The organism is Brevibacillus schisleri (genome assembly GCF_055685845.1).
Map to the genome: position 1 here is coordinate 4,605,290 of NZ_JBVNDM010000001.1, position 24,074 is coordinate 4,629,363.

The window sequence follows — 24,074 nt, forward strand, 5'->3', positions numbered from 1 at the left end:
GGCTTTTGTCCTCTTTATTCGTTATTTCCTACTCTCTGCCTCCGCTTGCTAAATACGCGAAGTTCACCCACACCATCTCTTCTATCCCTAAAATTTCTTTGAACAGGTCAACCGAGTCGTACAACAGTGAAGCCCCTGTGTCGTCATCGACGTTCGTCAACAACTGCAAATCAAAAAGGGAACGTAACTGCTGAATCTGCTTGGGACCCACGATCCGACTGAATGACTGCGGCTTGATACGTGTGATCCCTTTACCTACCTCTCGCCGATACAACTCCGAACGCACTACCCTCTCCAGTATGTCTTCATACTTTTGCCGAACGTCCTCGCTGTCTACAATTCCCTCCTGCAGGTCAATCTCTGGATAAAGCCTGCCGAACTCGGCTTCCGCCATTTCCACATCGAGCGAGTAGCTGATTGTCGCGGACGCAACCTCGAAGCCTGCATCGAACAAGCGAAAGCCCCAACCGTTGTCCTCAGCGTCATGAAACCAGAGGAGGGGAACGAATTGCTTGGACAGTCTCAGCAAAAAATCAAGCGTCGTGGAGGTTTCCAGCCACTCATCCTGCAGGAAAAATGCATTCCAGTCGCTGTTGACGTTTCTGTGGAAGTATGGCTGCTCTGTCTTGGATAAGGCAATCAGTACTTTCGGTTCGTATTTGCGTGGATAAAGAATGCCGGTCGTGAACTCACCCATCCGTTTTCCACCGCTTTCTGGAAGGCTTCCCTGATCCTTTCTTCTTAGTCTATTCAGGCAACGCTTGTTTTTTGCTGTGATCTTTATCAAACGTGCTCGTGTGGATAATCGTATGTACCGCACCCTCTGGCGAGAGCTCGGAACGATACAAGTGGAAATGCCGCGCCTTCCATTGTGGCGGCTCCTGCGCTAAATAGCGTTCATTCCAATCCAAGAGGGCAAGCTCATTCCCACTGCGATGCGGACCTCGCGCCAGCGTAATATGTGGCCGGTACTGCTTCCGATCGTAGGACAAGCCTTCGTGCAATTCGAACCGTCTGCCCAGCAACAAATGGAGCTGCTTGAGAGGGGAAAGTTGACCGCGCAGTCCCAGCCAGAGCACACGTGGATGCAGGGCATTCGGAAAAACCCCAAAGCTGCCAACACGCAGGGTCATTGGCTGGATGATCGCGCTGACAATATCCATGTCCTCGCAGATAGCGGGTACGAGTGACTCATCCACTTCTCCAAGAAAATGCAGAGTCAAATGCAAATTAGCGAGAGACTGCCACCTGTCCGCCGTCACATCTTGCTTCAACCGTTTTTGAACATCGGCAATATAAGCGGCAGCCTCAGCTGGAATATCCAATGCGATGAATAAGCGCATTTCTGTCCTCCTTCGAAAAAATAGCCCTCCTGTGACGGAGAGCCATTCTCTTTCATGCTGCGTTAGGCAGCCATCATCTTTCCCGTTACAATTCCCAAAATACTCCTGACATATTCGGCAAGACGGTTCGTTCCAGGCTGGTAGGTAAAGCGCAGGGTCAGCTCACTATGACCCACATGCCCAGCGGGAGGGATATTCCAGAAGTACTCTCCTTCCCCAAATAAAAACTCTTCAATGCGCTGCTTCTTTCCTTCGATATCGATTTTCGGATCATGCGTCAAGGAGAACTTCATCATGACAGAAAACGAATCTGTCCAAACGTGATCGCGCTTATGTAATTTCCCATGGATAACAACTAAACCGGCTTCTCCCCACAGATTGTACTCGAGCAAGGCCTGAAACTGCGGATGGACCTGCAGCTCTAACGCAGGAAGCCCTCCTTCGATCGTAAGTGCATGACGTTGTGCCAGTTGCTCTATCTCCCCTTGAAAACGGTGGGCGCATTCAGAAACAGCCTGGAACAAATTGGGTTCAACAGCGTACATCGTCGTCACCTCTCCCCAATGGAATGTCTGTCTTACCTAATTCGGATTCGCGCTTGTCGTATCCTTTGTTGAAAAATGACTTATTTACCCATATTTCATCGAAGACAAAAAAATTCCGGAGAGAGTCCTTTTTCACAATCTCTCAACAATTACAGGTAAGGGACAGGCATTCCTGGAAACGCTTTCGCAAACACCTGCGCGAGATGCTTCTGCACCTCTTCATCCAGCTCCAAATGAAAGAGGCGACCGCTCTCATAACGCAGTAGTGGATAGGCACCCAACTGTAAAGGAGAAGCGTCCTGCGTCTGTACGTACTCCGGCAAGGTCATCAAAAAGCGCGAGAACGGATTCGCTTCATCCTCTGACATATGAACGACCTCGAATAAATGCGAGAGACTTGGCGTCAGCACAATCATTGCGTAATCGCCCTCTTCCGCAGCCCATACGGTAAAAGACGTATCCCGGACCTCGCTGCGGGCGTGCCTGCGCATGACCCATACTGCTTGCTGCACAGTACTCATCAATAAATGTTGCGCTCCTTCTTCACCATGGACATCTCTCATATGCTTGTAACGCAATACGAAGGCCATCCCCGATTCCGTAAAAACGGATGCAGGCAGGCTCATCGCCGAGATGCTTTCGGTCTCTTCCTCACGCACCTGCACCTCTTCCGGGAGTGTATCGGGAGTCCCCTCATAGAGCGCCTGAATCATCTCACGTGTCCGAGCTACTTCCGCTAGGGAAAAAGAAACCGACTCGGAATAGATATGGGTAAGTTCACGATCCGCGTAAGCCAAGTAGTGTAAAGAAGTATACGGCTGCTCGATCATTCTCAAGGCCATGCTTCGCTCATCAGCACGCGCTATGTCGAACGTCAAGGGAAAACCAAGCGGATTCAGCGGGTCCGAAAGTGTCCAAATGACCGCGAGCAGTTTATTTTGATACGTCTTGAATTCGAGCGAAACGGCATCTCTCGTCTGCTCGCTGAAAGCATCCACCGATTCGAACACCAAATACAGCTCCACTTCGCCAGTGCCACTAAGACGGACAAAATAAGGAAGTCCCTCTTCTTCTGCCAACTTGTACAAATCGTGATAAACAACGGGATCGAGTACCTCTCCCTGCGTTGACTCGTCTGGAGAGCACAGGGTATCATCGGGGGTTAGCGGAGGAAAAAAATGGTCGTTCATGCGTTATTCCCCCTGTTTTCCCCAAGCTTTTAGCAATGCCCAATTGTCCATCTGTTTTAAGAGAGTCCGGTCTGTCGCGTCAATGTGGACGGGGGTAATCGCAATATAGCCATGCTTGAGCAAATCATAGTCCAGCGGCTCCGCCAGGGGCATGACCTGAGGATACTCGCGGGCTAAATAATAGCCTTCTGCTTCTTCACTATATTTGTCTTCATAGTGGTTCATGGACAAAGTGGCCGGAACCATTCCTTTCACCTCAGCCAGCGGTACATGCGGGATATTGATATTCCAGAATACCTCTGACGCCAGTTCCCCTTTGACAGCACGATCGCTGAACTCTTTTACAAGTGGACGAATCATCTCGACTACCTCGCCGTAGTTGTCTTGATCGAACCAGTTATCATAGGACAGGGCAACACCAGGAACACCCAAAATTACCGCCTCCCTGGCACCGCTGCACGTACCGGAGTAATAAATATCACGTCCGAGATTCGTTCCGACGTTAATCCCCGAGAATACGATATCCGGTTTTTTCCCATGTTCAAACAGGAGATGGTAAGCAGCTTTTACACAGTCTGCAGGGTTACCATTGACCGCCCACGCTTTCACCGGCATTCCGTAAAAATTACGCTGTTCAGGCGAGAGTGCACTCCGATAAGTGATTCCGTGTCCAACCCCGCTTTTCTCTTCAACCGGTGCTACTATAGAGACTTCCGCTCCTTCTAGAGTGAGCAAAGCTTCTACCAAGCGTTTGATACCAAGAGCATCAATGCCATCATCATTCGTAACCAAGATCCGCAAAATAGGGTCTCCTCCTTCATATCCATAGCGTTGCCACTTGCTGGGACGTATTTTTCTTATTGTACTGTAGAAAAAGAGGCTGCGCCAAGCTTCCTCCTAAAACGAAAGGACCCCAATCATATTGGGGCCCCGGCTATTCTTCTACAATATCTTTCCAACGTTCGCGCCAAGCAATCCCTTCGCGAATCCACTCTTCTACCTGACGCTGCTTTTCCTCCGAGATTCCGATCAAGCAAGCGATGCGGGCAATCTCTTTTGTCTCTGACGCAGATAGCTTCCGATCGATCAATGCCATGTGGTAGAGCTTGCGCATCATCACGAGCTTTTCAGCCTGGGTCATGGCTACCAGGTCTTCCACGATGACTTCCGGACGCTTCGGATAGTCCAAATCATCCATTAAAATTTGTCGTTCTTTCAATGTAAAATGCTCCGAATTTACGATTTCATGAATACGATCTATTTCTTTGTTTCCTATATAACCGTCGGCGTGCCCGACGCAGATCATCAAGCGAATAGACGCAAACAAAATGTGTTTGTCCTTTTCGATTTTGGTATACACCGGCATAGTTCCTCCTCAAAGAACTTTATGAGCATAATAGATATCTACATATAATAATACGATGAAAAGCGAAAGCGGTTTCACATCATTATGTGACAAATTTATGCTATTCCCTCACAAAAATGCGCCTGAAATCAATCCAACCATAGGCATCCAGGCTTACACCCGATAACCGCGGATGTGCAAGCATTTCTACCCGATTCGAATACAGCGGGACAAACGTGTTGCAAGCCGCAAGCGTATGCATGATGCTGTCTACGCAAGCTTGTCGCTCTTGTGCTGTTCGGGCGCACGACAGACGATTCATCCAATACGCGATCTCTTCCTTTCCATGCGGATCTAAATGATGAGAAATACTCAACGCACCAGCGTGTAGAAATTCTCGTAAAGACAGCTCCGCCCTTTCATCTACATTCGCACTATCCACAACGAAATCAGCCTCTTGTAATAACGAAGGCGAGGCAAGCTCCTCCGGGGATGCATACCTGATCTCTATGGCAATTCCGTATGCCTTGCACGTTTTCTGAATCCACTGAGCATCTTCTATATGATCGGAATCTGGATACGTATAGAGCGACAGCGCCTCTCCCTGATACCCGCTCTCTTTGAAAATACGAACCAACTCCTGTGAACCCGGCACCTTTTTTTGTTCTTGGAACGAATCCGTTTTCCCCCAGATGACTGCATGCTCCCTCGTTCCCTGTAGCTCTTGTCTCAAGGCTTGTCCACAAATGATAGCCACCACGAGACTCCGAAATTCACGATGTGACAGCGGGCCATTCTTTGCTCCATTCAAGCTGACGTATTGAAAACAATCTTCCAATCTGCCAACGTCACTCCATGCCAGAAAGCTCGTATCCCGATGATCATCCAAAGCCGTGACAGATAACAAGCTCTCATCTGCCTGCGCTTCTGCTGCCATGCCAGGTACGCACCAGATTTCAATTCGGTCCAAGAACGGCCTTCCCCCAAAATAAGGTGTGAACGCTTCCAGCACGAGCATGGAATCGTCGTTGCGGACTACACGAAACGGCCCCGTTCCTACTGGCATTTGTGCAAACTGCTCCCCCATCTCCAGAACGTAATCAGCGGGGACTATTGCCATGTATTCCTTGCTCAGTGCTTGTAAAAACAGTTCATCCGGCATATGCAAAGCAATCGTTAATACGTAGTCATCTTTGACAGTAATCGACTTGATTGAAGCGGCTAGCCAGCGATGTTTATAGGAATGCTTCATCAAGCGAAGGAAGGAAAAGCGCACATCATCGGCAATAAGTGGACGGCCATGATGGAATAAGACACCTTTCCGCAAGTAAAAAGTCCACTGCTTTCCTTCTTCACTAGCCTCCCAATAAAAAGCGATAGCGGGCTCAATCTGTTTCGTGACTGGATCAAACTGGACGAGAGAATCAAATAGCTGCTTGACCATATGTGACTCGGAGCGCAGGAGAATATGAATCGGATCAAGCCCTGCGAATGGTCGACTGTAAAACAAACGCAAGGTATCGACTCTGCCCTTACTTCCCTTTTCCCGCTTCACACGATGTCCAAACTGACTATTCATCCATCGTGAAAATTTTTCACCCAAAACAGGCAAATTTCCCCCATATTCGTCGACCATATCCCGTGCAGCACGAATTTCCCCTTTTTGTACGAGTTCCTTGGCTACGCTCATGATCAGGTCTTCGGGCACTAGCAAGCATGTCAGAACGGATCGATTTCCTCGACCTCTCCCCGGCTGCCAAACTACCCATCCCTGGCTTTGCATTTTTTTCAAGGTCAAGGTCGCATTCCGCAACGTACAAAATAAAATCGAAGCAACTTCAGCTAACGATATGTCAAGCGGATGCCCGATCGTTTCATTCGGCCGCCCCGCACATAAACGCATGTATTGTTCAACGAGTTGCATCTTGCCACCACCAATTCGCCCATAAAACATGAAAAAGCTATTCGCCTAATCGTACGCTTTTTCTCTGGTCTTTGCTACCTTACAATTCTAAAAACACCCACTAACCGGGAAAAGCCGAAAGAAAGGACTATCTTATGTCACTCATTCCTCATGCACTTAGTCGATTCGTTGCTGCATATCCGGCACTCCTCTGGGTCCGCTTGTTCGGCGAAACGCTCACTTCACTATCCAGCGCCATGATCGCTCCGTTTCTCGTATTGTACTTGAGCGAGAACATCGGCGGCTCTGTCACCATGACCATGCTCGTCATTGGTTTGCAGCCCTTCTCCGAGATTTTGCTGACGCTATTTGCTGGTGGCATCACGGATCGCTATCGCCGAAAAACAATCATGCTACTCGCCCTAATCCTGCAAGGCTTCGCTATGTTGGGAATGGCTTGGGCCGACTCCATGACGGGCTTTGCGATCCTGTACATCATCAATGGTGCTGGCCGTTCCCTGTTTATCCCTGTCAGCCGCGCGCATCTCGCTGATACGATTTCCTCTACACAAATGGCTGGTGCCTTTGCCCTTCTCAGTACTTCTAGCAGTATCGGGGCCGCATTGGGCCCTTTAGTTGGAGTCATCATTTATAAGTATGATCCTGCTATGGCGTTTTTGTTTACTGCGATCTCGCTATTGATCTATGCTCTTGCCGTTTGGTGGAAAATCCCGCAAACTCCGCTGCCGGAGGCTCCCGTCGAAGAAGCAGCAACCGTACGTTCACGCAGCTCCTGGCATGCTTATCGACCAGCCCTTGCCATTATGCTGCTGGCTTTGCCGATCAGTCTGTTTTACGCGCAAACCGAAACAAATCTCCAGCTTCATCTGAAATACACGCTGCCCAACTATTTGCAAACACTCGCCTTGCTCATTGCGGTAAAAGGGGGCCTACTGCTCCTGTTCGAGTATATACTCGTCAAATGGACCCAGCACTTGCCTGCTCGCCTGTTGATTAGTGGCGCGTACATTTGTTTTCTCATCGTATCCTTGGGTTACGCCTTCATCGACAACGTACCTGCCCTTCTCGCCTTGCAAGTGTTGCTCGTCATCGGAGAGAGTATTGGGCTGACGCAATTGATGGCCTTCGTCACCCGGATATCACCTGTCACGATGCGCGGAAGGTACTTCGCGATCACAGGAACACACTGGGATATTTCCCGCATGTGCGGACCGTACTTGGGCAGCCTTGTCTTGCTACATTATGGTGGCACGATCCTTTTTACCATTGTCGCAGGCATCCTTTTAATCGGTGCCGGATTCATGTACGTATATCTTTCCACCAACGAAAAAGCCTCCCCGCTTGAACAGGAAGGCTGATTCGATCCGATTAAGTTAACAAGAAGCGATCTTCGCTGAAGCTTTCTCCACCGCGGGCTGTTTCGAATGCCCGAAGCAGATCCTGTGGCTTCATCGTCCGTTTTTTCTCATCCGGAATGTCGAGAATGATTCCCCCATCGTGGAGCATCAACAGACGATTCCCCATGTTCAACGCTTGTTCCATATTATGCGTGACCATGATTGTCGTTAGTTTATAGCGCTCCACGATTTTTTCCGTTAAATCTACAATCAACTGGGCCCGTTTCGGGTCAAGCGCTGCTGTATGCTCATCGAGGAGCAAAATCTTCGGCTCCGTGAAGGTAGCCATCAACAGGCTCAGTGCTTGACGCTGTCCTCCTGAGAGAAAACCAACTTTGGTCTTCAAACGGTTTTCCAGCCCTTGATCCAGTTGCTTGAGCTGCTCGCGGAACTGCTCTCGCTTCTGGTTATTCACCCCAAATCCAAGTGTACGACGCTTTCCCCGTCCCAAAGCGATTGCCAGATTTTCCTCAATCGTCATGTTCGGCGCTGTACCTGCCATTGGGTCCTGAAACACACGGCCGATCAGACCTGCACGCTGGTGCTCCGCCAGGCGTGTAACATCTTTCCCGTCAATCTGAATGCTTCCGTTATCTGGCGTCAATCCGCCGGAGATCATGTTCATCATCGTCGATTTACCGGCACCATTACTTCCGATTACGGTGATGAACTCTCCTTTCTTCACGTGCAGATTGACGTTTCGAAGCGCGATCTTTTCATTCACAGTTCCCGCGTTGAATACTTTGTTGACGTTTGTAATTTTAAGCATCGCTGCTTCCTCCCCTTGCCGAGCGTACCGCTTGCTTTTTCCAGATGCCTTTTGCCACAGTTGGAACAGTCAGGGCAATGATAACAATCAGGGCCGTAATCAGCTTCATGTCAGAAGGATTGAGTCCTGCATCAAGAGCCAGCGCAATGACCAAGCGGTACACAATCGAGCCGAGAATGACAGCAAGCGTCACTCGGAAAATCGAAGAGCTGCCAAACAAAACTTCCCCGACAATAACGGAAGCGAGACCGATGACGATCATCCCGATCCCCATTCCTACATCCGCAAAGCCTTGGTATTGGGCTACCCACGCACCAGCTAAAGCTACCAAGCCATTGGAAAGAGCCAAACCGATAATCGTTGTCGAATCCGTGTTTACCCCAAAGCTGCGGATCATCTTCGAGTTGTCACCTGTCGCACGCAAATCCAGCCCCATATCCGTATGCAGGAACCAGTCAATGATCAGCTTCAGCACCAGAACACCTACGATAAAGACGATTGCTACACCAGACAGTAAAGTAACTCCACCTACAGCCAGGTTTGGAATGCTCATATCTTTCACATAAGTGAACAAAGTATCTTCCCGCAAAAGAGGCAGATTCGCTTTTCCCATGACACGCAAATTGATCGAGTACAAGGCGATCATCGTCAAGATCCCCGCCAAAAGTGCGTTAATCTTTCCTTTGGTATGCAAGACGCCCGTAAAAGCTCCTGCTAATGCACCTACAATGAAAGCCAGCAGGGTGGCCAAAAACGGATTGGTGCCATCGATAATGAATTTGGCTGCGATTGCGCCTCCCAAGGCAAAACTACCATCTACGGTCAAGTCAGGAACGTTTAGAACTCGGAAGGTCAGATATACACCGAGAGCCAAGATACCAAATAGTAACCCTTGCTCAATGGCTCCCATTATTGCCAGTTGATTCATAGAAGAAATCCTCCAATTACTGCATTTATTACTCGATCACTTGTCCAGCACGGTCGAGCATGGCTTGCGGAATCGTCACACCCATTTTTTCCGCTGCTTTCTTATTCAATACGAGCTTCATGTCTGCTTGCACTTCTACAGCCATATCAGCCGGCTTCGCTTCACCCTTCAGGATTTTTGTTGCCATATCAGCTGTTTGCTCGCCCAGCTTCGTGTAGTCGATCCCGTAAGTGGCAATCGCTCCGCTCTTCACAGAGTTTTCTTCACCAGCGATGACCGGAATTTTTTGTGCTTCAGCGACTCCGATCACAGCTGCAATCGAAGATACGACCATGTTGTCAGTTGGTACGTAGAAAGCATCTACTTTGCCCACCATGGACTCAGCTGCTTGCTTCACTTCTGTCGCGCTTGTAATCGCTGCTTCTTTAATTTCTAAACCAAGCTTGCCAGCTACGGCTTTTGCCGCATCTACCTGTACTTTGGAGTTAACTTCGCCAGAACTATAAATGATTCCAACAGATTTCGCATCAGCTTTCATTTCTTTGATCAGCTTCAATTGCTCTTCAACTGGATTCATATCCGATGTGCCGGTTACGTTCGCCCCCGGCTTGTCCATTGCTGCAACCAGACCAGCTTCTACAGGATCGGTTACCGCAGTAAACAGGATCGGAATTTCTTTACTGGTTTGTGCGGCAGCCTGTGCCGTTGGAGTCGCAATGGCCAGCACCAAATCTACTTTGTCAGCCTCGAATTTTTGGGCAATCTGAATGGCTGTATCCATGCTCGCTTGAGCGGATTGCACATCGATTTTTACTTGCTTGTCTTTTTCGTAACCGTTTTTAGCCAGTTGGCTGATAAAGCCCTCTCTTGCTGCATCCAAAGCAGGGTGTTCAACGAATTGGGCAATTCCAATTGTCAGCTGCTTGGTTTCAGTAGACGGGGCAGGTGCCGTCGTGGTTGCAGGAGCTGGTGTAGGATTGTTTGCAGGGGTAGTGCTTTGCTGTCCACAAGCGGTAACAGACAAAAGCAATAAAGGAAATAAAAAACTCTGAAAAATTTTAACACTCTTTTTTTGTTTGAACATTTAGTGAATTCCCCCTCGTGAATTTTTTCTACAGTTTAACATGGATAAAACGGTTTTAAAAGAATAAAAAGAGAGCATGATGCTCTCTTTTTACTTGATGATTTCTTTCGCCTGTTGTTTGAGTGCCTCAGTAATAGTGAGCCCAAACTTTGCAGCAGCTGTTTCATTAATATACAAATCAGCTTGTTTCGAAATCTCTACAGGAGTATCAGCAACACTCTGCCCTTTTAAGATACGAGCAGCCATATCGCCAGTTTGTTTACCGATTTGGTAGTAATCAATCCCGTAAGTAGCAACCGCTCCACGTTTCACTGTATCGGTATCAGAAGCAAATACAGGAATTTTGTTTTCCTCTGCTGCTCCGAGCACCGCTTCAAAGGAAGATACGACGGTGTTGTCAATTGGGATAATAATGGCATCTGCTTTACTAGCAAGACTTTGAGCCGCCAGCTGTACTTCAGACAGCTGCGAAATGCCCGCCTTGATGATTTCTACGCCTTGTTTTTGCGCTGCGTCTTCCAATTCCTTGACCTGTACCTCTGAGTTAATTTCGGAGGTTGTATAGATCACGCCCAGCTTTTTCAGCTCAGGCAGGAAGGTTTTCACCAGCTTCAATTGTTGTTCCATGGATACTTTATCGGACGTCCCGGTCACGTTTTTGTCTGGCTTCTCCAGACTGCCAACCAGTTGAGCCGAGATCGGGTCTGTTACGGAACTGAAAATAACAGGTTTATCAGCAATCGCCTTTGCTGCAGCCTGAGCGGATGGCGTCGCAATCGCTACGACAAGATCCTTTTTATCTCCGGCATACTTCTGTGCGATCGAGACGGTATTGTTCATGTCACCATGGGCGTTCTGGGAGTCTACCTCCAAGTTCTTGCCCTCTTCGTAGCCAGCATCCTTCAGACCATCTAAAATTCCTTTATGAATGGCATCAAGCGCAGGGTGCTCCACGAATTGCGTCAGCCCCAGCTTCACTGTTGGCCCTTGGCCTGTCGTTGCTGCTGTCTCTGTTTTCCCACCTGTTTCGTTGCCACATGCTGCCAAAGAAAACGCCAGCAATGCGGTCAGTACCATACTGACTGCTCGTCTCATCTGTACTTCCTCCTCTAGTCTCTACTCTCAGCTGCTCTAATCACCCTAAGCAATTAGGCTCATTGCCATCTATGCAACTTGTGTCCCATTATAGCAATTATATTACGCATTGAGAAGCCCCCTTTCTTCCCTTACGTGGAACTGATTTCTTCCTCTGCTTTGCCGACTTTCTTTACATAGACCCTGGTGATTCTGTAATGATCGACCTCTCCCACGATAAATTCGTACTTTCCTTCTTTTACCCGATCCCCCACGCGCGGCGGATGGTCGATCTGCATGTAAATCCAGCCAGCAAGCGTATCCACATCGCTCGACTCCAATTCGATGTCCAGATAATCGCCCGCTTCTTCCAATAACATACGCCCGTCCAATGACAGCATGCCGTCACTACGTTCTACTTCTGGGCGTTCATCGTCAAACTCGTCCTGGATGTCTCCAACAATTTCTTCCATTATATCTTCGAGGGTCACCAGCCCGGCAGTGCCCCCATACTCATCAATGATAATCGCCATTTGCCCTCGTTGTTTTTGCAGCATGGTCAGCAACCGGCTGATCGAGATCGTCTCCGGTACCGTCAAAATCGGGCGCATGAAGGTCTGAAGATCATGGCTCTCTCCTTCCAGAAGCCCCGTCAGCATATCCTTGATATGTAAACTACCGACAACATGGTCCTTGTCACCATCCACTACTGGATAGCGGGTAAATCGTCCGTTTTGGACATGCTTGACGTTCTCGTCAAAAGGATCTCGCAGGTTCAAGACAACCATATCTGTACGCGGAACCATGATTTCTCTCGCCATCGTCTCCGAGAAATCAAAAATATTATCAACCAGCATCAGCTCGGTTTGATCAATCAAGCCGCTTTTATGACTTTCATTGACAAGAATGCGTATCTCTTCTTCTGTATGTGCTTCCTGATGCGGCTCCAACGATATATGAAAAAGCCCAAGAAAATGACTCGCGGACCAGTTCAGCATTTGAATAAAGGGATACATAATTTTGTAAAAGAGTTGGATCGGCTTGGCTACTGCCAGTACCACCTTTTCGGAGTATTGAATAGCCAATGTCTTCGGAGCCAGCTCCCCCAGCACGATATGCAAAAACGTAATCAACGAAAAAGCGATAATAAAGGAAATACTGGTCACAACCGTTTCATTTAAATGGAAGTAACGAAAAACTGGATGCAAGAGATGCGCGATAGCAGGCTCTCCCAACCAACCGAGTCCTAATGAAGCCAGCGTAATCCCAAGTTGGCACGCGGAGAGGTAGGCATCCAAATTGTGCAGGACTCTCTCGACGTCAACAGCGCGCTTGTTTCCTTCTGCTGCGAGCTGTGCAATGCGCGATTCCCTTACCTTTACGATCGCGAATTCAGTCGCAACAAAGAACCCGTTCAGGAGTACGAGGATCATGACCAAGATCAAATTAAACAAGCTACCCCAAATTGCCATGCTCCCCGCCATCCTTTCCGTCCATGCTTTGGGATATTGTTTCCCATCATAGCCAAAATGTTACCTGTTCGTTTTTCTTTCTTTTTGAGATTGTGATACCATAGTGCTGATTCCTATGCCTTTTGCAACGAGGTGAGTCTATTGTCCTACCGTCCAGACCTGCCCTTGATCGTTCAAAGCGATCGGACGATATTGTTGGAAACACAGCATCCTTTCTTTCACGAGGCCAGACAAGCTATCAGTGGTTTTACTGAGCTAATCAAGAACCCAGAATACATACATACCTATCGGATCACCCCTTTATCGCTTTGGAATGCAGCTGCATCCGGTCTTACATCACAAGAGGTAACAGACGTGCTTGGCAACTACAGCAAGTACGGTGTCCCGCCAACCATCGTCAAAGAAATTGAAGATACGATGCGAAAATACGGCTTGTTTCGTTTGGAACGCATTGGTGATCAACTCGTATTAATGAGTGAAGACCCACTTCTTTTAACAGAGGTAACCAGTTATAAATCAATCGCTGCTCTTTTTGAGAATGAATTCGTCATCAAAAGCTATGCGCGCGGACTAATCAAACAAGAGCTGATCAAGCTCGGGTTTCCTGTTCAAGATTTGGCGGGCTATACAGAAGGCGAATCCTGTGCAGTTAGCTTACAGGAAACGACATCCCGAGGCAGAGCATTCTCTTTGCGTTCTTATCAAAAAGAAGCTGTAGATGCCTTCTATTCCGGAGGCGCTGTGACTGGGGGCAGCGGCGTTCTCGTCCTCCCCTGTGGTGCTGGAAAAACAATCATTGGACTCGGTGCCATTTGCCAGTTGCAAACAGCCACCCTCATATTAACCACGAATACGACATCGGTTCGCCAGTGGATCGCTGAGCTCTTGGACAAAACAGGACTTGATCCAAATATGGTCGGGGAATACACTGGTGACAACAAAGAAGTCAAGCCTATAACTGTGGCAACTTATCAAATTCTTACATACCGCCCCACCGCCGAAGATGATTTTCCTCATCTGAAACTCTTTTCAGAGCGCGACTGGGGGCTTATTATTTACGATGAGGTGCATTTGTTGCCTGCACCCATCTTTCGTGTAACTTCTGGGATTCAAGCCACTCGCAGACTTGGGCTGACGGCTACTCTTGTTCGGGAAGACGGGCGGGAGGAAGATGTTTTCACGCTGATTGGTCCAAAAAAGTATGAGGTTCCGTGGAAAGTCATGGAAGAGCAAGGCTGGATCGCAGAGGCGCATTGCCGAGAAATTCGACTCCCCTTTGAGCCGAAGTGGCGGGAGGCTTACGCACATGCAACCGCTCGCCAAAAGTTTCGCATTGCAGCGGAAAATCCCAAAAAACTGGAGGTCGTCCGCGAGCTATTGGAGAGGCACGCCCACGATCGCGTTTTGATCATTGGGCAATATATCGATCAGCTTGAGCAGATGGCGACGGCCCTCCAACTGCCACTCATTACAGGAAAAGTACCGGACAAAGAACGTGAGCTTTTGTACACGCAGTTTAAAAAAGGGGAAATTACACGCCTGATCGTATCCAAGGTGGCCAACTTTGCGGTTGATTTGCCGGATGCCAACGTCGCGATCCAAATCTCCGGGACGTATGGTTCCAGACAAGAAGAGGCACAGCGCCTGGGACGTATCTTAAGGCCCAAAACAGACGACAACACTGCCCATTTTTATACATTGGTAACACGAGACACGAGAGAGCAAGAGTTTTCGCTCCATCGCCAGCTTTTTCTTGTCGAACAGGGCTATCCATACGATATTATAGAAATCGAAACGCTGGTCTGAAACGTTTACGAATAACCAGCGTCTCATAGAGGGAAGGGAGGCCAAAGATTCAATGCAATCCGACGCCGAAATCATTCAGCGGATTCTTCAAGGCGACATCGAAGCGTATCGCGACCTCATTCAGCGATATCAGCATATGATCTATGTTTTCATTTACAAAATGGTAAACAATCGCTCTGATGCAGAGGATCTTACTCAAGAAGTATTTGTAAAAGCGTATGAAAAATTGTCGACATTCCGTGGAGACAGCCAGTTTTCTTCTTGGTTACATACGCTCGCCCGAAATAAGAGCATCGACTTCTTGCGTCGCCGAAAGTATCATGACTCGGATGAACAATTGGCCTATGTGCCATCCAATACACGGGACGAATCCCCTCAGGAATCGCTCATGACAAAAGAGCAACGTCGAGAAATTCAGGAAGCCTTTGCCTTACTGTCAGATTCTTATCGAGAAGTGATCGTCCTTCGCTGTACGCACGAATATCCGTTTGAAAAGATAGCTACACTTCTCGGCATCGCCGAATCTACAGCTCGTGTCCGTTACTTGCGTGCTCGTCAGGAACTCGCAAAATTGTTATCCCGCAAGGAAGGGGGGCTCGTACATGAACTGCCAGGCATTTAGAAAGGCATGGCTAGATGACACAGATAGCGATTCGCACTCACATATTGAAACCTGTGACGAATGCATCGCTTGGATAGAAACGCAAATGACAACAGAAGAGGAGGTGCAGTTCTTGAAGGAGGTTCCACTACCTCAAGCGAACCTGGAAGACAAAATCATGCAAGCAATCTACCAGACCGCCGGAAAAGGTGTACCCCCTCACGCCGCTACTGCATCTTCAGAGCAACAAACGAGCACAGTGATTTCAAAACCAAACAAGCGTTGGACCAAAGGCTTCCCTTCATACGCCTGGGTTAGCGCAGCGGCTGTCTTGCTCGCAGTTGGTTTCGTCGGCTACCAACAACTGGCACCGAATAGTAATCAAATGGCTGCCATACAAGACAATCAGATCAACAAGAACATAGTTGCGTTCGACGAAGCGGAATCAAAATCGGCAACACAAGCTCCAGCACCTGCAATCGCTTCTCAACCAGCAGCTGCCGACACCCCTGCGATGAAAAAGGCAGAGAGCAATCCTGAGTCTGCTGCTACACAATCGCAGGTCGCTCCGACTACACCTGCAAAAGAAACACCTCCTGCATCACCTCCCCAATCGAACAATGCGATTGCGATGGTGAAACCAGAGGAAAAAGTAGCCACACCAGAGCCACATACGGTAAATAAAGACGGGCAGAACAGCGTGGCATCTCGGGGATTACAGGGGAACTCAGTTGATCAAGCGGCTAAAGCGAAATCAGAAGTTCCAGCGGAGTCAGCAAATACTGGTAACCATATAGCCGCTAAGGAAGCCAATGGCGCTGCTGCTGAGAATCCTATGACCTTTGGGATCGCTTCCCAAGCGGAACCAGACACGGCTGATGGGGGTACAACTGAGAACGCATTAGTGGGTCCAGCGTTGCCAGCGGCAGCGAAGCAGCCCATTACACTATCCTCCTTCACTGATTTGAACACCGCTGTACAAGCATCAGATATGCCCGTACCTTCCCTGTCGCAAGCACCGAATGGGTTCTCGATGAGTACAGTATCGATCCAATACGAATCCGAAACCAGCCAGAAGGTGACTCGCTTAACTTCAGATTACAAGCGGAACAACGACTGGATTCGCGTAGATGTTGTGCGTAATACAGAAGGCAAGCGTAGCCTCTCTATCCCAGGTACTTTCACGGCTACTCAGTTGTTCGCGGTCAACGGAGAGCAAGCCATCGCTGTTTCATTTGATCAAACGGATTCAAAAGCATCAACAGCCCAGCACGCGGCTCATTTTAACGCTAAATCCGACAATCAATCGTTGTATGTCGTAATGACGGCACACGGTGTCACCTTACATGAATTAATGGATGCTGCCAAGCATATCACGTGGAATCCGTAAAACTGACCAAGGAAACTTGATGCCTCCACGCTGGTTAGCGTTTTGATTGAAGTAAAAAAACGCTGCTCTCTTTCAACAAGAGACAGCGTTTTTTCTTATCTTTAGTGCTTTTGATTTTTCTCCTGATTCCACTGCTTGATTTGCTCGATAATTTCCCGAATTTGATTCCGTGCTTCCATATGCTCAGGCTCGCTTCCCCAATGCTGAATCAGCGGCGGCATCGCTTTTGCCATTGTTGTGTACAGGCACCATACTTTTACCATTTCTACGCGCTCAGGAGTCGCTTCCCCTGTCAACAGCTCTGTAAATTTATGAACTAGATCCTCCAGTTCAGGGACCAACGCTTCTTTTTTCTCGTCCATGTCAGTTACCTCACTTTCAGGAACTTTTCTATTTGTATCCTTGGTTTATTTTACGAAAAAACGCCCACGCGGAAAAGGAAGATTTTTCAGGTGGGATCGGTTACGCTTAAGCTATGATGATGATCGAGGTGAAGACTTATCAAAGACATGACTATTCGATTCGTTCCAACAACCAGAGATAACTGGCAGGATGCATTACGCTTGCAGGTGCAGGATGAGCAGCAGCGCTTTGTCCCCTCAGTTGCCGTTTCGTTGGCGAAGGTTCATATCCGTCCTGACGGTGACAACTGCGCCTATGAACCATTCTGTTTGTATGACGCTGATGAAATGGTTGGGTTTGTCATGATTACTTATGACGCCTCCACAGATTGGTGTTACTGGTTCAATGGTTTTTTGATTGATCACCAGTACCAAGGCAAAGGATATGGCAGAGCGGCTCTCTCAGCGATCGTAGATACAGTACGGAACCGTTTCCCGCAAAGCCGATTTGTGAACTTGACCGTATGCCCGGACAATGCAGGTGCAAGACATTTATACAATCAATCCGGTTTTGAAGAAACTGGCGACGTATACGATGGAGAGATTGTTTACAGACTCTCATTATGAACAAAAAACCGCCAAAATTGGCGGTCAGACTGAAGAGAAACCCCCTTTTGGGGGATTTCTTTTGGTATTGTTCCAGCACGAAGTGCTGAAAAAAGGATAGCCTGCACCTAACTTGCTTTCGCTAGGTGTAGTGCTATCCTTTTAATGTTTTGTACTGTTGCTGTCATCAATACTTGCTCTTGGACATTTTCGCGTCCGCGTAACCTACAATAGCGAAGCCCATGCAGTTCTTTAGCATCTGCAAAGCTTCGCTCTATGGTTTGGTATCTTAATCTATATAAATATTTCCCCGATTTACTTAAACGGTTCTGTCGAACCCATTCCTTACTCTCTTCCCAAACGTGCCTGCTTATCACCTTTTGGTGATTTTTAGATCGGGTACACTCAGAAAGCCTTGGACAAGTTTTACATATTTCTTTATTGGACTTATACATCCTGTATCCGTTTCGATCGGTAGTCGAATAAGTAAGCGTATGTTTTTGAGGACATGTGTACACATCGCACTCCAGATCATATTTAAAGCGCCATTTAGCAAAAAGACCTTTAACAGGTGTAAAGGCACGATGACCGATGACAGCAAATACATTTATATCGTGAAGTGCCTTGCAGATTGGAGTAGTTAAATAACCAGCATCTAATGCAATAGCTTCAATTGTATCCTGAAACCCAAACTTCTCGATTTGGAGATTCAGCCTATCTATGTAAGGAACGGAATCATGGACATTGCCAGCAGTGACATGGACATCGGTAATAATATTGTACTTATGATCGACAGTCCGGTGATCGAGATAGAAAAAGCCTTCGGGCTTGCTGTCTCGAACCATGTAGCCACTTTCCGGATCAGTGGTACTCACCTTGATTTCCTTTTCTTCCTTCACACCCTCTCTAGGCTTCAATCCTTTTTTCCATGTACCTCACGGTCTTCATTAATTGCTACCTCTAAATCTTTGAGATAGGCACGACTCGTTTTCTCGATGACATGCTTCTTAAATTTTCGTTTATTCGCATTTGCTTTAAGATGCGTAGAATCACTTATCAATACACGTCCAGCGACCATTCGATGCTGAATCGCCAAGCGAACAATTTCATCAAAAATCTCCTGAAAAACATTTGTATTTTTAAAACGGGTTCGACGATTCCAACTGATTGTTGTGTGATCTGGAACTCGATCTGTTAAAGAAAGGCCAAGAAACCAACGATAGGCGATATTAGTCTGGATTTCTTTTTCGAGCTGCCTCTCTGAGCGGATACCGTAAAGGTATCCAATGAAAATCATTTTAAATAAAACAATAGGATCAATGGAAGGTCTACCGTTATCCTCGCAATAATATTGACGTACTTTTTCCCGGATGAAGGAGAAATCTATATGTTTCTGGATGACTCTTAATAAATGGTCTTCTGGGACCAATTCATCAAGGCACACAAATTCGTAATGCATTTGCGGATTTTTATCATTGGAGGTAAGCACAATTATCACCTACTATAAAATGTAATTATAAGAATTATAACAAATTAACGCGGTGTCGTATTAAAACTAAGTGAAATAAAAATGGCTGTCGACTTTCTCGACAGCCTGACCGCCAAAATTGGCGGTTTTCATGCATATAGCTATTTTGTTTCTGGTACCATGAATTGCAAAAGACCAAAAGCCACTCCTGCTGTCAATAGCGCACTCCAGATAATAATGCCCACCGACATCCACAGCATGAGCTTTTTCGTAGGGGCTCCCAGCGAGATACCAATAGCAGCTCCCAATGGGGCTCCCGTTAAAAGCGGCGAAGCCAGACCTAGGCCGACCACTCCGTATTTATCCCAAATCTGCCACATGCGCCCCTGACGCTTGCTCCGATTCTCTACACGCTTTAAAAGCCAATTGCGCAATGAACCTCCCACGAAAATAACAGCACCTGCGCTGATAATCGCACCCACCGCACTAAAGATTCCGATCAGAACCGGTGGTAGCTGCAACATAAAGCCTACAGGGATTGCTGCCCACAGCTCAAACATGCCAGATAGTGTCACCGAGCCTGCTTTCCATAATACATCCATTCTGTTTCGCCTTTCCCCTCTCGCTGTCTTTTTCTTTCGTCATGGTAAAGACGAGCAGACTTGGATAAAAGTAACGAAAAAAGTCAAATTAGGATGTGACATCTCTACGGATAAAGGCCGCGTACGCAATAATCAGTGCTACGATCGCCCATACACTCAACACGGTCAACGAGAACGGCAACGTCATCCCCTTTATCGGAGGCAGTGTTCCATTGAGATAATCCGTCAGCTGCAAGTTTACCACGAACAAGTATTTGGACGATTCCCAGGAGGATGCCATCTGCGTCAGGATCGTTCCGCTAATTAACGCTGCCATCATAATTCCCATCCCCGCAGCCGCACTCCGAACCAAAACAGAGACCATAAGCGTTACCGTAGCAACCACGATGCAGACGAACCAGCCTAGACCATATTGCATCAGCAAAAATTGCCATTGCGGCAGCATGAAAGCCCCAGATGTCTCGAGCTCTCCTCCCGATACTTCAAAGCCAGTCAAAATAGGAAGATCCCAACCGGAATAGCCAAACACGACCCCAGAGAGCAAATAAGCAAGAATCAGTGTCGTAAGAACCGTGAGAGAGGTAAACAGCAGAAGGGTGATGTATTTGCTGGTCAGTACCTTCCACCGCCTCACAGGTCGCGTTAATAGTAGCTTGACCGTCCCCTCGCTAAACTCAGAAGATACAAGGTCAACCGCGAGTACGACGATAATCATCGGCAAAAACATTGAAATGGCTTGGTCCATAAAGCCACGGGCGAAAGTAGGCCCCCCCGGTGCCATCGGGTTAATGTCATGATCCAAATAGTATTGCTGTTGCGCGATCCTGACCTTGATAAAATCCCGCCACTCCTCGGGAAGACGGCTTGATGCCAGCCTGTTTTGCATATCGACGATTTGTTGGGTTAATAGCGGACGCCAGTCGGTTGTCCCCATTCGCTCTTGTGCAGTAATAACCGAACGGTACTGTGCGTATGTAAAAATCGGGATCAGAATCGCCAAGATCAGCACGACGACGAGAAAACGGCGCCTGCGCAGCAATTTTATGGTTTCATTCTGTACGAGCCCCACCATGTTCTGCTCCATGACTTCCCCCTCCTCCCGTCAATGTAAGGAACAGGTCTTCCAGTGTAACCGTCTTCGTCGCTATTCCCATCACAGGTATGCCGCCATTGACCAAAGCTAGGTTAGCCTCGCTCACTTTTTCTACTTCCATCCGTGATTTCAGGCGCTCACTGACCACCCACACCTCTGTCACTGCTGGTAGAGTTCGCAGGATTTGCTCAGCCTTTTGTATATGGGAAGACGGGATTGTCCAATCCACCTGATCAGCAAACTGCTCCATTAGTTCTTTGACTAATCCAACAGAAATGACCTTCCCTTGGCTGATAATCGCCACCCGGTCGCACATCATCTCGATTTCACTGAGAAGATGACTCGAAATGAAAACCGCGAGCCCTTCTTCCTCGGCAAGCTTGCGAATAAACTGGCGCAACTCACGGATCCCCGCTGGGTCCAAGCCGTTCGTCGGTTCGTCCAGGATCAATATTTTCGGCCGGTGCAAAAGTGCCTGCGCGATCCCCAGGCGCTGCCTCATTCCGAGTGAGTACGTTTTTACCTTATCATCAATCGCCCGCTCCAAATCAACGAAGCGGACGATTTCCTCAATACGCTCAGGCGTTATACCGCCGCTCATTCTCGCAAACTGCTCCAGATTCTCTCTACCCGTCAAAAACTTATACAGCTCCGGGTTTTCGACGATACAACCAACCTGCGCAATCGCTTGTGGAAACTGTTCTTGAAGGGAGATGCCTCCGATGCGAATATCTCCCCCATCGGCTTTTGCCAATCCAACGAGCATGCGGATTGTGGTGGTTTTGCCTGCGCCATTCGGCCCGAGAAATCCAAATACCTCTCCGGCGAAAACGTCAAACGTAATATCATGAATGATCGGCTTTTTGCCAATCGCTTTTTGCAATCCTTTTACTGAGAGGACCGTTTCGGCCAATGTACGCCCTCCTATCTGAGTCTCCCCTCGTCAACTGACGATGGCGTTGTGTTTATGATACACTGTCATAAGATGTCCATCCACATTATACCATGACCATACACTTTACAACGAATAGGAGGATACCTGATGCGCACATCTGGCCAATTACTTTGGCGCACGGCAGGTCTCTTGTCTTTACTCTCCTTTCTCTTATTTGCGACAGGGTTTGTCCTCGCGATGAATCCACAGCAGTTAGCACCGTCAACAGCAAGCCCACCTGTGCAAAAAGAGCAGCCACCCTCACCTTTACCAGAAAAGGGTGTCCACAAAGTAGTCGCACTAGGGGATTCTCTCACGCGCGGTGCCGGAGACGCAAACGGCCAAGGCTATGTCGGACTCGTTCGCCAAGCATTGGAGAAAAAATCGGGCCATTCGATTACGTTCACAAACCTCGCGATTAATGGACAGGAATCATCTGAGCTGCTCAAGCAAATGTCCCAGGAGCAAGTGAAGAAGCTGCTCGCTGAAGCCGATCTGATTCTTTTTACCATTGGCGGCAACGACTTGTTCAGGCAGACAGGCGGGCTGTATACCATTGAAAAAGAAAAAGTGACCACGGCTCTTAATAAGCTCGCGGTCAACTATGAAGAGATTCTCAAACAGATTCGCAGCGTCAACAAGACGGCTACAATCGTTTACACTTCCCTGTACAATCCTTTTGGCAATACGGAAGCAGCCGTCGACACCATCGGGCCTGTGCTCGACTGGAACAATCATGCATCCCAAATCGCCTCACGGTACCCACAAGTTTTCGTGGTGCCGACCTACGACTTGTTCTTGCGTAAGGAACAAAACTACTTGTATACAGATCACTTCCACCCGAATGCTGATGGCTATAAACGAATGGCAGATCGTATCTTGCAAGCGTTAGAGTGATTCAACCCTTGCTTCATTAACGGATTTGCCTCGGGTTGCCTCAAAGGCGCGAGCACCCGCCCATTGGAAGGCACTGCTCATCATCGAAGTCGCTGCTACCACCAGGAACAAGGTCGTACCTCCGTAATGTGCTAACAGCAATCCACCCATCCACGGACCGATGAACTGGCCAAGGTTGCTGAAGCTTTTCGCACCGTAATAGCTGCCCCGCATATTCTCTGGGGCCATTCGGTCGATCAGGACGTCCCCTGCGGTAAATGTAAGGATTTCGCCAATCGTGAAAAATACCATCGCCACAATGAAAATCAGCCACGAATTGGCAAAGGCATAACCCACGTCACCAACCGCATACATGACGTTTCCCACCAATATTGCGGTGAGAGGCGTCTTTTTTTCTGCCCAAGTCGTCAACGGAAGCTGCATCACGACAACGACGATCGCATTGACGGTCATCAGGATGGCAAACAGCTCTGTTCCATTCACGACCGTCATTTCTGCGAATTTGGCCAGCGTAGAAGACATCTGCGAGTAGCCAATCGCTCCTAAAACACCAGCGAGCATGTACAAGCGAAACGCTTTGTCATTCACGACTACACGGAATGCACGGCTGAATGTAACGACTTCTTTCTTTTGACCTTCAATTTGTTTAATGCCGAACTTGTTCAATAATCCTTGCAGGCTAATCACATAAATCAGATAAATCAGTGCAGTCACCAGGAAAGGCAGAGCGACAGAGCTTTTAGCCAGTACTACCCCTGCGATAGGCCCTACCGCTACCCCAACATTAATCGCCATGTAGCGAATACCGAATACACGAAGCCTCTTCTCTTGAGGCGTTACATCTGCCATCAACGCCTGTGAGACCGGTTCGTAGAAGGATCGACAGAGTCCCCCTGCTATATTGAGAAATAGGAGAACCCAAGGATCTTTACTAAGCGCAAACCCGACAAACACGAGCGTCCACACGTACAACGCGCCTAGCATGACTCGCCTGCGCCCTATTCTGTCCGACCATGCTCCCGCAAAGAAGCCTCCGATTGTACCCGCGAGCGGTCCTGCTCCAATCGTCAATCCGATCATTGCCAAGCTCATATCTGTTTGATTGGACAAGTATAAAAACAAAAACGGCATGCTCATCGAGCTGGCGGCCCTAACGAACACGGTCCCGACGACTAATGACCAGACGATCGGGTGAAACTCCTGTAAACGCATCTTGATCCAGCTCATTTTCTCTCTCTCCCCACCACTGTTATGCACTCCCACCT

The 24,074-nt window shown here is 48.2% G+C and carries 24 protein-coding genes; 6 read left to right on the forward strand and 18 right to left on the reverse strand.

The annotated features are described in order from the left end of the window. Positions 1-28: 28 nt before the first annotated feature. From ACUUHJ_RS21830 to ACUUHJ_RS21860, 7 genes are all read right to left on the reverse strand, one after another. The gene (locus tag ACUUHJ_RS21830; protein ID WP_173612303.1) at positions 29-697 is read right to left on the reverse strand and encodes a hypothetical protein; all 669 of its coding nucleotides are present in this window, start codon (positions 695-697) and stop codon (positions 29-31) included. Positions 698-746: 49 nt separating this feature from the next. Further along, positions 747-1,343 (reverse strand): RNA 2',3'-cyclic phosphodiesterase, encoded by a 597-nt coding sequence (thpR, locus tag ACUUHJ_RS21835; RefSeq protein ID WP_472299930.1) that lies wholly within the window; start codon positions 1,341-1,343, stop codon positions 747-749. Between the two features lie 62 nt (positions 1,344-1,405). Next, the gene (locus tag ACUUHJ_RS21840) at positions 1,406-1,888 is read right to left on the reverse strand and encodes a hypothetical protein (RefSeq protein ID WP_016742456.1); all 483 of its coding nucleotides are present in this window, start codon (positions 1,886-1,888) and stop codon (positions 1,406-1,408) included. Between the two features lie 149 nt (positions 1,889-2,037). Further along, entirely contained in the window at positions 2,038-3,078 is a 1,041-nt protein-coding gene (locus ACUUHJ_RS21845) for a hypothetical protein (RefSeq protein ID WP_472299931.1), read from the reverse strand. A gap of 3 nt (positions 3,079-3,081) precedes the next feature. Next, on the reverse strand, positions 3,082-3,879 hold the full coding sequence (surE, locus tag ACUUHJ_RS21850; protein WP_289673809.1) for a 5'/3'-nucleotidase SurE: 798 nt from the start codon (positions 3,877-3,879) through the stop codon (positions 3,082-3,084). A 133-nt stretch (positions 3,880-4,012) separates the two neighbouring features. Beyond that, positions 4,013-4,444, reverse strand: coding sequence for a tellurite resistance TerB family protein (locus tag ACUUHJ_RS21855; RefSeq protein ID WP_016742453.1), 432 nt, complete (start codon positions 4,442-4,444; stop codon positions 4,013-4,015). A gap of 100 nt (positions 4,445-4,544) precedes the next feature. Then, positions 4,545-6,347, reverse strand: a complete 1,803-nt coding sequence (locus ACUUHJ_RS21860) for an SgrR family transcriptional regulator (protein WP_472299932.1) — start codon at positions 6,345-6,347, stop codon at positions 4,545-4,547. Positions 6,348-6,481: 134 nt separating this feature from the next. Here ACUUHJ_RS21860 and ACUUHJ_RS21865 point away from each other — a divergent pair, with 134 nt between their 5' ends. After that, positions 6,482-7,705, forward strand: a complete 1,224-nt coding sequence (locus tag ACUUHJ_RS21865) for an MDR family MFS transporter (RefSeq protein WP_289673811.1) — start codon at positions 6,482-6,484, stop codon at positions 7,703-7,705. A gap of 10 nt (positions 7,706-7,715) precedes the next feature. Here the strand turns inward: ACUUHJ_RS21865 and ACUUHJ_RS21870 are convergent, their stop codons facing one another. The 5 genes from ACUUHJ_RS21870 to ACUUHJ_RS21890 form a co-directional block, all read right to left on the reverse strand. Further along, positions 7,716-8,513: an ABC transporter ATP-binding protein gene (locus tag ACUUHJ_RS21870; protein WP_015892291.1), complete on the reverse strand. Its 798-nt coding sequence runs from the start codon at positions 8,511-8,513 to the stop codon at positions 7,716-7,718. After that, the gene (locus ACUUHJ_RS21875; protein ID WP_472299933.1) at positions 8,506-9,441 is read right to left on the reverse strand and encodes an ABC transporter permease; all 936 of its coding nucleotides are present in this window, start codon (positions 9,439-9,441) and stop codon (positions 8,506-8,508) included. Before ACUUHJ_RS21875 ends, ACUUHJ_RS21870 begins: the two co-directional genes overlap by 8 nt. 28 nt (positions 9,442-9,469) lie before the next feature. Further along, positions 9,470-10,525 (reverse strand): ABC transporter substrate-binding protein, encoded by a 1,056-nt coding sequence (locus ACUUHJ_RS21880; RefSeq protein WP_472299934.1) that lies wholly within the window; start codon positions 10,523-10,525, stop codon positions 9,470-9,472. A 90-nt stretch (positions 10,526-10,615) separates the two neighbouring features. Beyond that, positions 10,616-11,620, reverse strand: a complete 1,005-nt coding sequence (locus tag ACUUHJ_RS21885; protein ID WP_472299935.1) for an ABC transporter substrate binding protein — start codon at positions 11,618-11,620, stop codon at positions 10,616-10,618. Positions 11,621-11,751: 131 nt separating this feature from the next. Then, complete coding sequence (locus ACUUHJ_RS21890; protein ID WP_173625064.1) at positions 11,752-13,071, reverse strand: hemolysin family protein; 1,320 nt, start codon at positions 13,069-13,071, stop codon at positions 11,752-11,754. A gap of 141 nt (positions 13,072-13,212) precedes the next feature. On the opposite strand from ACUUHJ_RS21890, the gene ACUUHJ_RS21895 reads away from it, so the two are divergent. Genes ACUUHJ_RS21895 through ACUUHJ_RS21905 form a run of 3 tightly spaced genes read left to right on the forward strand, consistent with a single transcriptional unit; the run spans position 13,213 to position 16,868 of the window. Beyond that, entirely contained in the window at positions 13,213-14,877 is a 1,665-nt protein-coding gene (locus tag ACUUHJ_RS21895; RefSeq protein WP_472299936.1) for a DNA repair helicase XPB, read from the forward strand. Between the two features lie 52 nt (positions 14,878-14,929). Continuing rightward, positions 14,930-15,499: an RNA polymerase sigma factor gene (locus ACUUHJ_RS21900; protein WP_007716978.1), complete on the forward strand. Its 570-nt coding sequence runs from the start codon at positions 14,930-14,932 to the stop codon at positions 15,497-15,499. Then, the gene (locus ACUUHJ_RS21905) at positions 15,480-16,868 is read left to right on the forward strand and encodes a hypothetical protein (protein WP_472299937.1); all 1,389 of its coding nucleotides are present in this window, start codon (positions 15,480-15,482) and stop codon (positions 16,866-16,868) included. The genes ACUUHJ_RS21900 and ACUUHJ_RS21905 overlap by 20 nt, the downstream gene beginning before the upstream one ends. Positions 16,869-16,969: 101 nt before the next feature. On the opposite strand, the gene ACUUHJ_RS21910 is transcribed toward ACUUHJ_RS21905, so the two are convergent. Then, positions 16,970-17,230 carry a DUF2573 family protein gene (locus ACUUHJ_RS21910; RefSeq protein ID WP_007716985.1) on the reverse strand — a complete coding sequence of 87 codons (261 nt, stop codon included), beginning with the start codon at positions 17,228-17,230 and terminating at the stop codon, positions 16,970-16,972. A gap of 147 nt (positions 17,231-17,377) precedes the next feature. Here ACUUHJ_RS21910 and ACUUHJ_RS21915 point away from each other — a divergent pair, with 147 nt between their 5' ends. Then, complete coding sequence (locus ACUUHJ_RS21915) at positions 17,378-17,836, forward strand: GNAT family N-acetyltransferase (RefSeq protein ID WP_472299938.1); 459 nt, start codon at positions 17,378-17,380, stop codon at positions 17,834-17,836. 107 nt (positions 17,837-17,943) lie between these two features. Here ACUUHJ_RS21915 and ACUUHJ_RS21920 read toward each other — a convergent pair. From ACUUHJ_RS21920 to ACUUHJ_RS21935, 4 genes are all read right to left on the reverse strand, one after another. Continuing rightward, positions 17,944-19,274 (reverse strand): IS1182 family transposase gene (locus ACUUHJ_RS21920; protein ID WP_472301132.1). Its coding sequence is split into 2 segments (ribosomal slippage): positions 17,944-18,734 and positions 18,734-19,274, totalling 1,332 coding nucleotides; the frame shifts between segments, so codons are not numbered across the junction. Between the two features lie 170 nt (positions 19,275-19,444). After that, positions 19,445-19,885 (reverse strand): small multi-drug export protein, encoded by a 441-nt coding sequence (locus ACUUHJ_RS21925; protein WP_016742443.1) that lies wholly within the window; start codon positions 19,883-19,885, stop codon positions 19,445-19,447. An 88-nt stretch (positions 19,886-19,973) separates the two neighbouring features. Continuing rightward, positions 19,974-20,969 (reverse strand): ABC transporter permease, encoded by a 996-nt coding sequence (locus ACUUHJ_RS21930; protein ID WP_472299939.1) that lies wholly within the window; start codon positions 20,967-20,969, stop codon positions 19,974-19,976. Next, positions 20,935-21,891: an ABC transporter ATP-binding protein gene (locus tag ACUUHJ_RS21935; protein ID WP_472299940.1), complete on the reverse strand. Its 957-nt coding sequence runs from the start codon at positions 21,889-21,891 to the stop codon at positions 20,935-20,937. The genes ACUUHJ_RS21930 and ACUUHJ_RS21935 overlap by 35 nt, the downstream gene beginning before the upstream one ends. A 129-nt stretch (positions 21,892-22,020) precedes the next feature. Here ACUUHJ_RS21935 and ACUUHJ_RS21940 point away from each other — a divergent pair, with 129 nt between their 5' ends. Further along, on the forward strand, positions 22,021-22,809 hold the full coding sequence (locus ACUUHJ_RS21940) for a GDSL-type esterase/lipase family protein (protein ID WP_087349157.1): 789 nt from the start codon (positions 22,021-22,023) through the stop codon (positions 22,807-22,809). On the opposite strand, the gene ACUUHJ_RS21945 is transcribed toward ACUUHJ_RS21940, so the two are convergent. Next, entirely contained in the window at positions 22,801-24,036 is a 1,236-nt protein-coding gene (locus ACUUHJ_RS21945; protein WP_289673819.1) for an MDR family MFS transporter, read from the reverse strand. The genes ACUUHJ_RS21940 and ACUUHJ_RS21945 overlap by 9 nt on opposite strands. Positions 24,037-24,074: the final 38 nt, after the last annotated feature.

Excerpts from the sequence above, each read along its gene's own strand:
- ACUUHJ_RS21830 (WP_173612303.1), bottom strand. The coding sequence starts at position 697 with ATGGGTGAGTTCACGACCGGCATTCTTTATCCACGCAAATACGAACCG.
- thpR (WP_472299930.1), bottom strand. The coding sequence starts at position 1,343 with ATGCGCTTATTCATCGCATTGGATATTCCAGCTGAGGCTGCCGCTTAT.
- ACUUHJ_RS21840 (WP_016742456.1), bottom strand. The coding sequence starts at position 1,888 with ATGTACGCTGTTGAACCCAATTTGTTCCAGGCTGTTTCTGAATGCGCC.
- ACUUHJ_RS21845 (WP_472299931.1), bottom strand. The coding sequence starts at position 3,078 with ATGAACGACCATTTTTTTCCTCCGCTAACCCCCGATGATACCCTGTGC.
- ACUUHJ_RS21855 (WP_016742453.1), bottom strand. The coding sequence starts at position 4,444 with ATGCCGGTGTATACCAAAATCGAAAAGGACAAACACATTTTGTTTGCG.
- ACUUHJ_RS21860 (WP_472299932.1), bottom strand. The coding sequence starts at position 6,347 with ATGCAACTCGTTGAACAATACATGCGTTTATGTGCGGGGCGGCCGAAT.
- ACUUHJ_RS21865 (WP_289673811.1), top strand. The coding sequence starts at position 6,482 with ATGTCACTCATTCCTCATGCACTTAGTCGATTCGTTGCTGCATATCCG.
- ACUUHJ_RS21870 (WP_015892291.1), bottom strand. The coding sequence starts at position 8,513 with ATGCTTAAAATTACAAACGTCAACAAAGTATTCAACGCGGGAACTGTG.
- ACUUHJ_RS21875 (WP_472299933.1), bottom strand. The coding sequence starts at position 9,441 with ATGAATCAACTGGCAATAATGGGAGCCATTGAGCAAGGGTTACTATTT.
- ACUUHJ_RS21880 (WP_472299934.1), bottom strand. The coding sequence starts at position 10,525 with ATGTTCAAACAAAAAAAGAGTGTTAAAATTTTTCAGAGTTTTTTATTT.
- ACUUHJ_RS21885 (WP_472299935.1), bottom strand. The coding sequence starts at position 11,620 with ATGAGACGAGCAGTCAGTATGGTACTGACCGCATTGCTGGCGTTTTCT.
- ACUUHJ_RS21890 (WP_173625064.1), bottom strand. The coding sequence starts at position 13,071 with ATGGCAATTTGGGGTAGCTTGTTTAATTTGATCTTGGTCATGATCCTC.
- ACUUHJ_RS21900 (WP_007716978.1), top strand. The coding sequence starts at position 14,930 with ATGCAATCCGACGCCGAAATCATTCAGCGGATTCTTCAAGGCGACATC.
- ACUUHJ_RS21905 (WP_472299937.1), top strand. The coding sequence starts at position 15,480 with ATGAACTGCCAGGCATTTAGAAAGGCATGGCTAGATGACACAGATAGC.
- ACUUHJ_RS21910 (WP_007716985.1), bottom strand. The coding sequence starts at position 17,230 with ATGGACGAGAAAAAAGAAGCGTTGGTCCCTGAACTGGAGGATCTAGTT.
- ACUUHJ_RS21915 (WP_472299938.1), top strand. The coding sequence starts at position 17,378 with ATGACTATTCGATTCGTTCCAACAACCAGAGATAACTGGCAGGATGCA.
- ACUUHJ_RS21925 (WP_016742443.1), bottom strand. The coding sequence starts at position 19,885 with ATGGATGTATTATGGAAAGCAGGCTCGGTGACACTATCTGGCATGTTT.
- ACUUHJ_RS21930 (WP_472299939.1), bottom strand. The coding sequence starts at position 20,969 with ATGGAGCAGAACATGGTGGGGCTCGTACAGAATGAAACCATAAAATTG.
- ACUUHJ_RS21940 (WP_087349157.1), top strand. The coding sequence starts at position 22,021 with ATGCGCACATCTGGCCAATTACTTTGGCGCACGGCAGGTCTCTTGTCT.
- ACUUHJ_RS21945 (WP_289673819.1), bottom strand. The coding sequence starts at position 24,036 with ATGAGCTGGATCAAGATGCGTTTACAGGAGTTTCACCCGATCGTCTGG.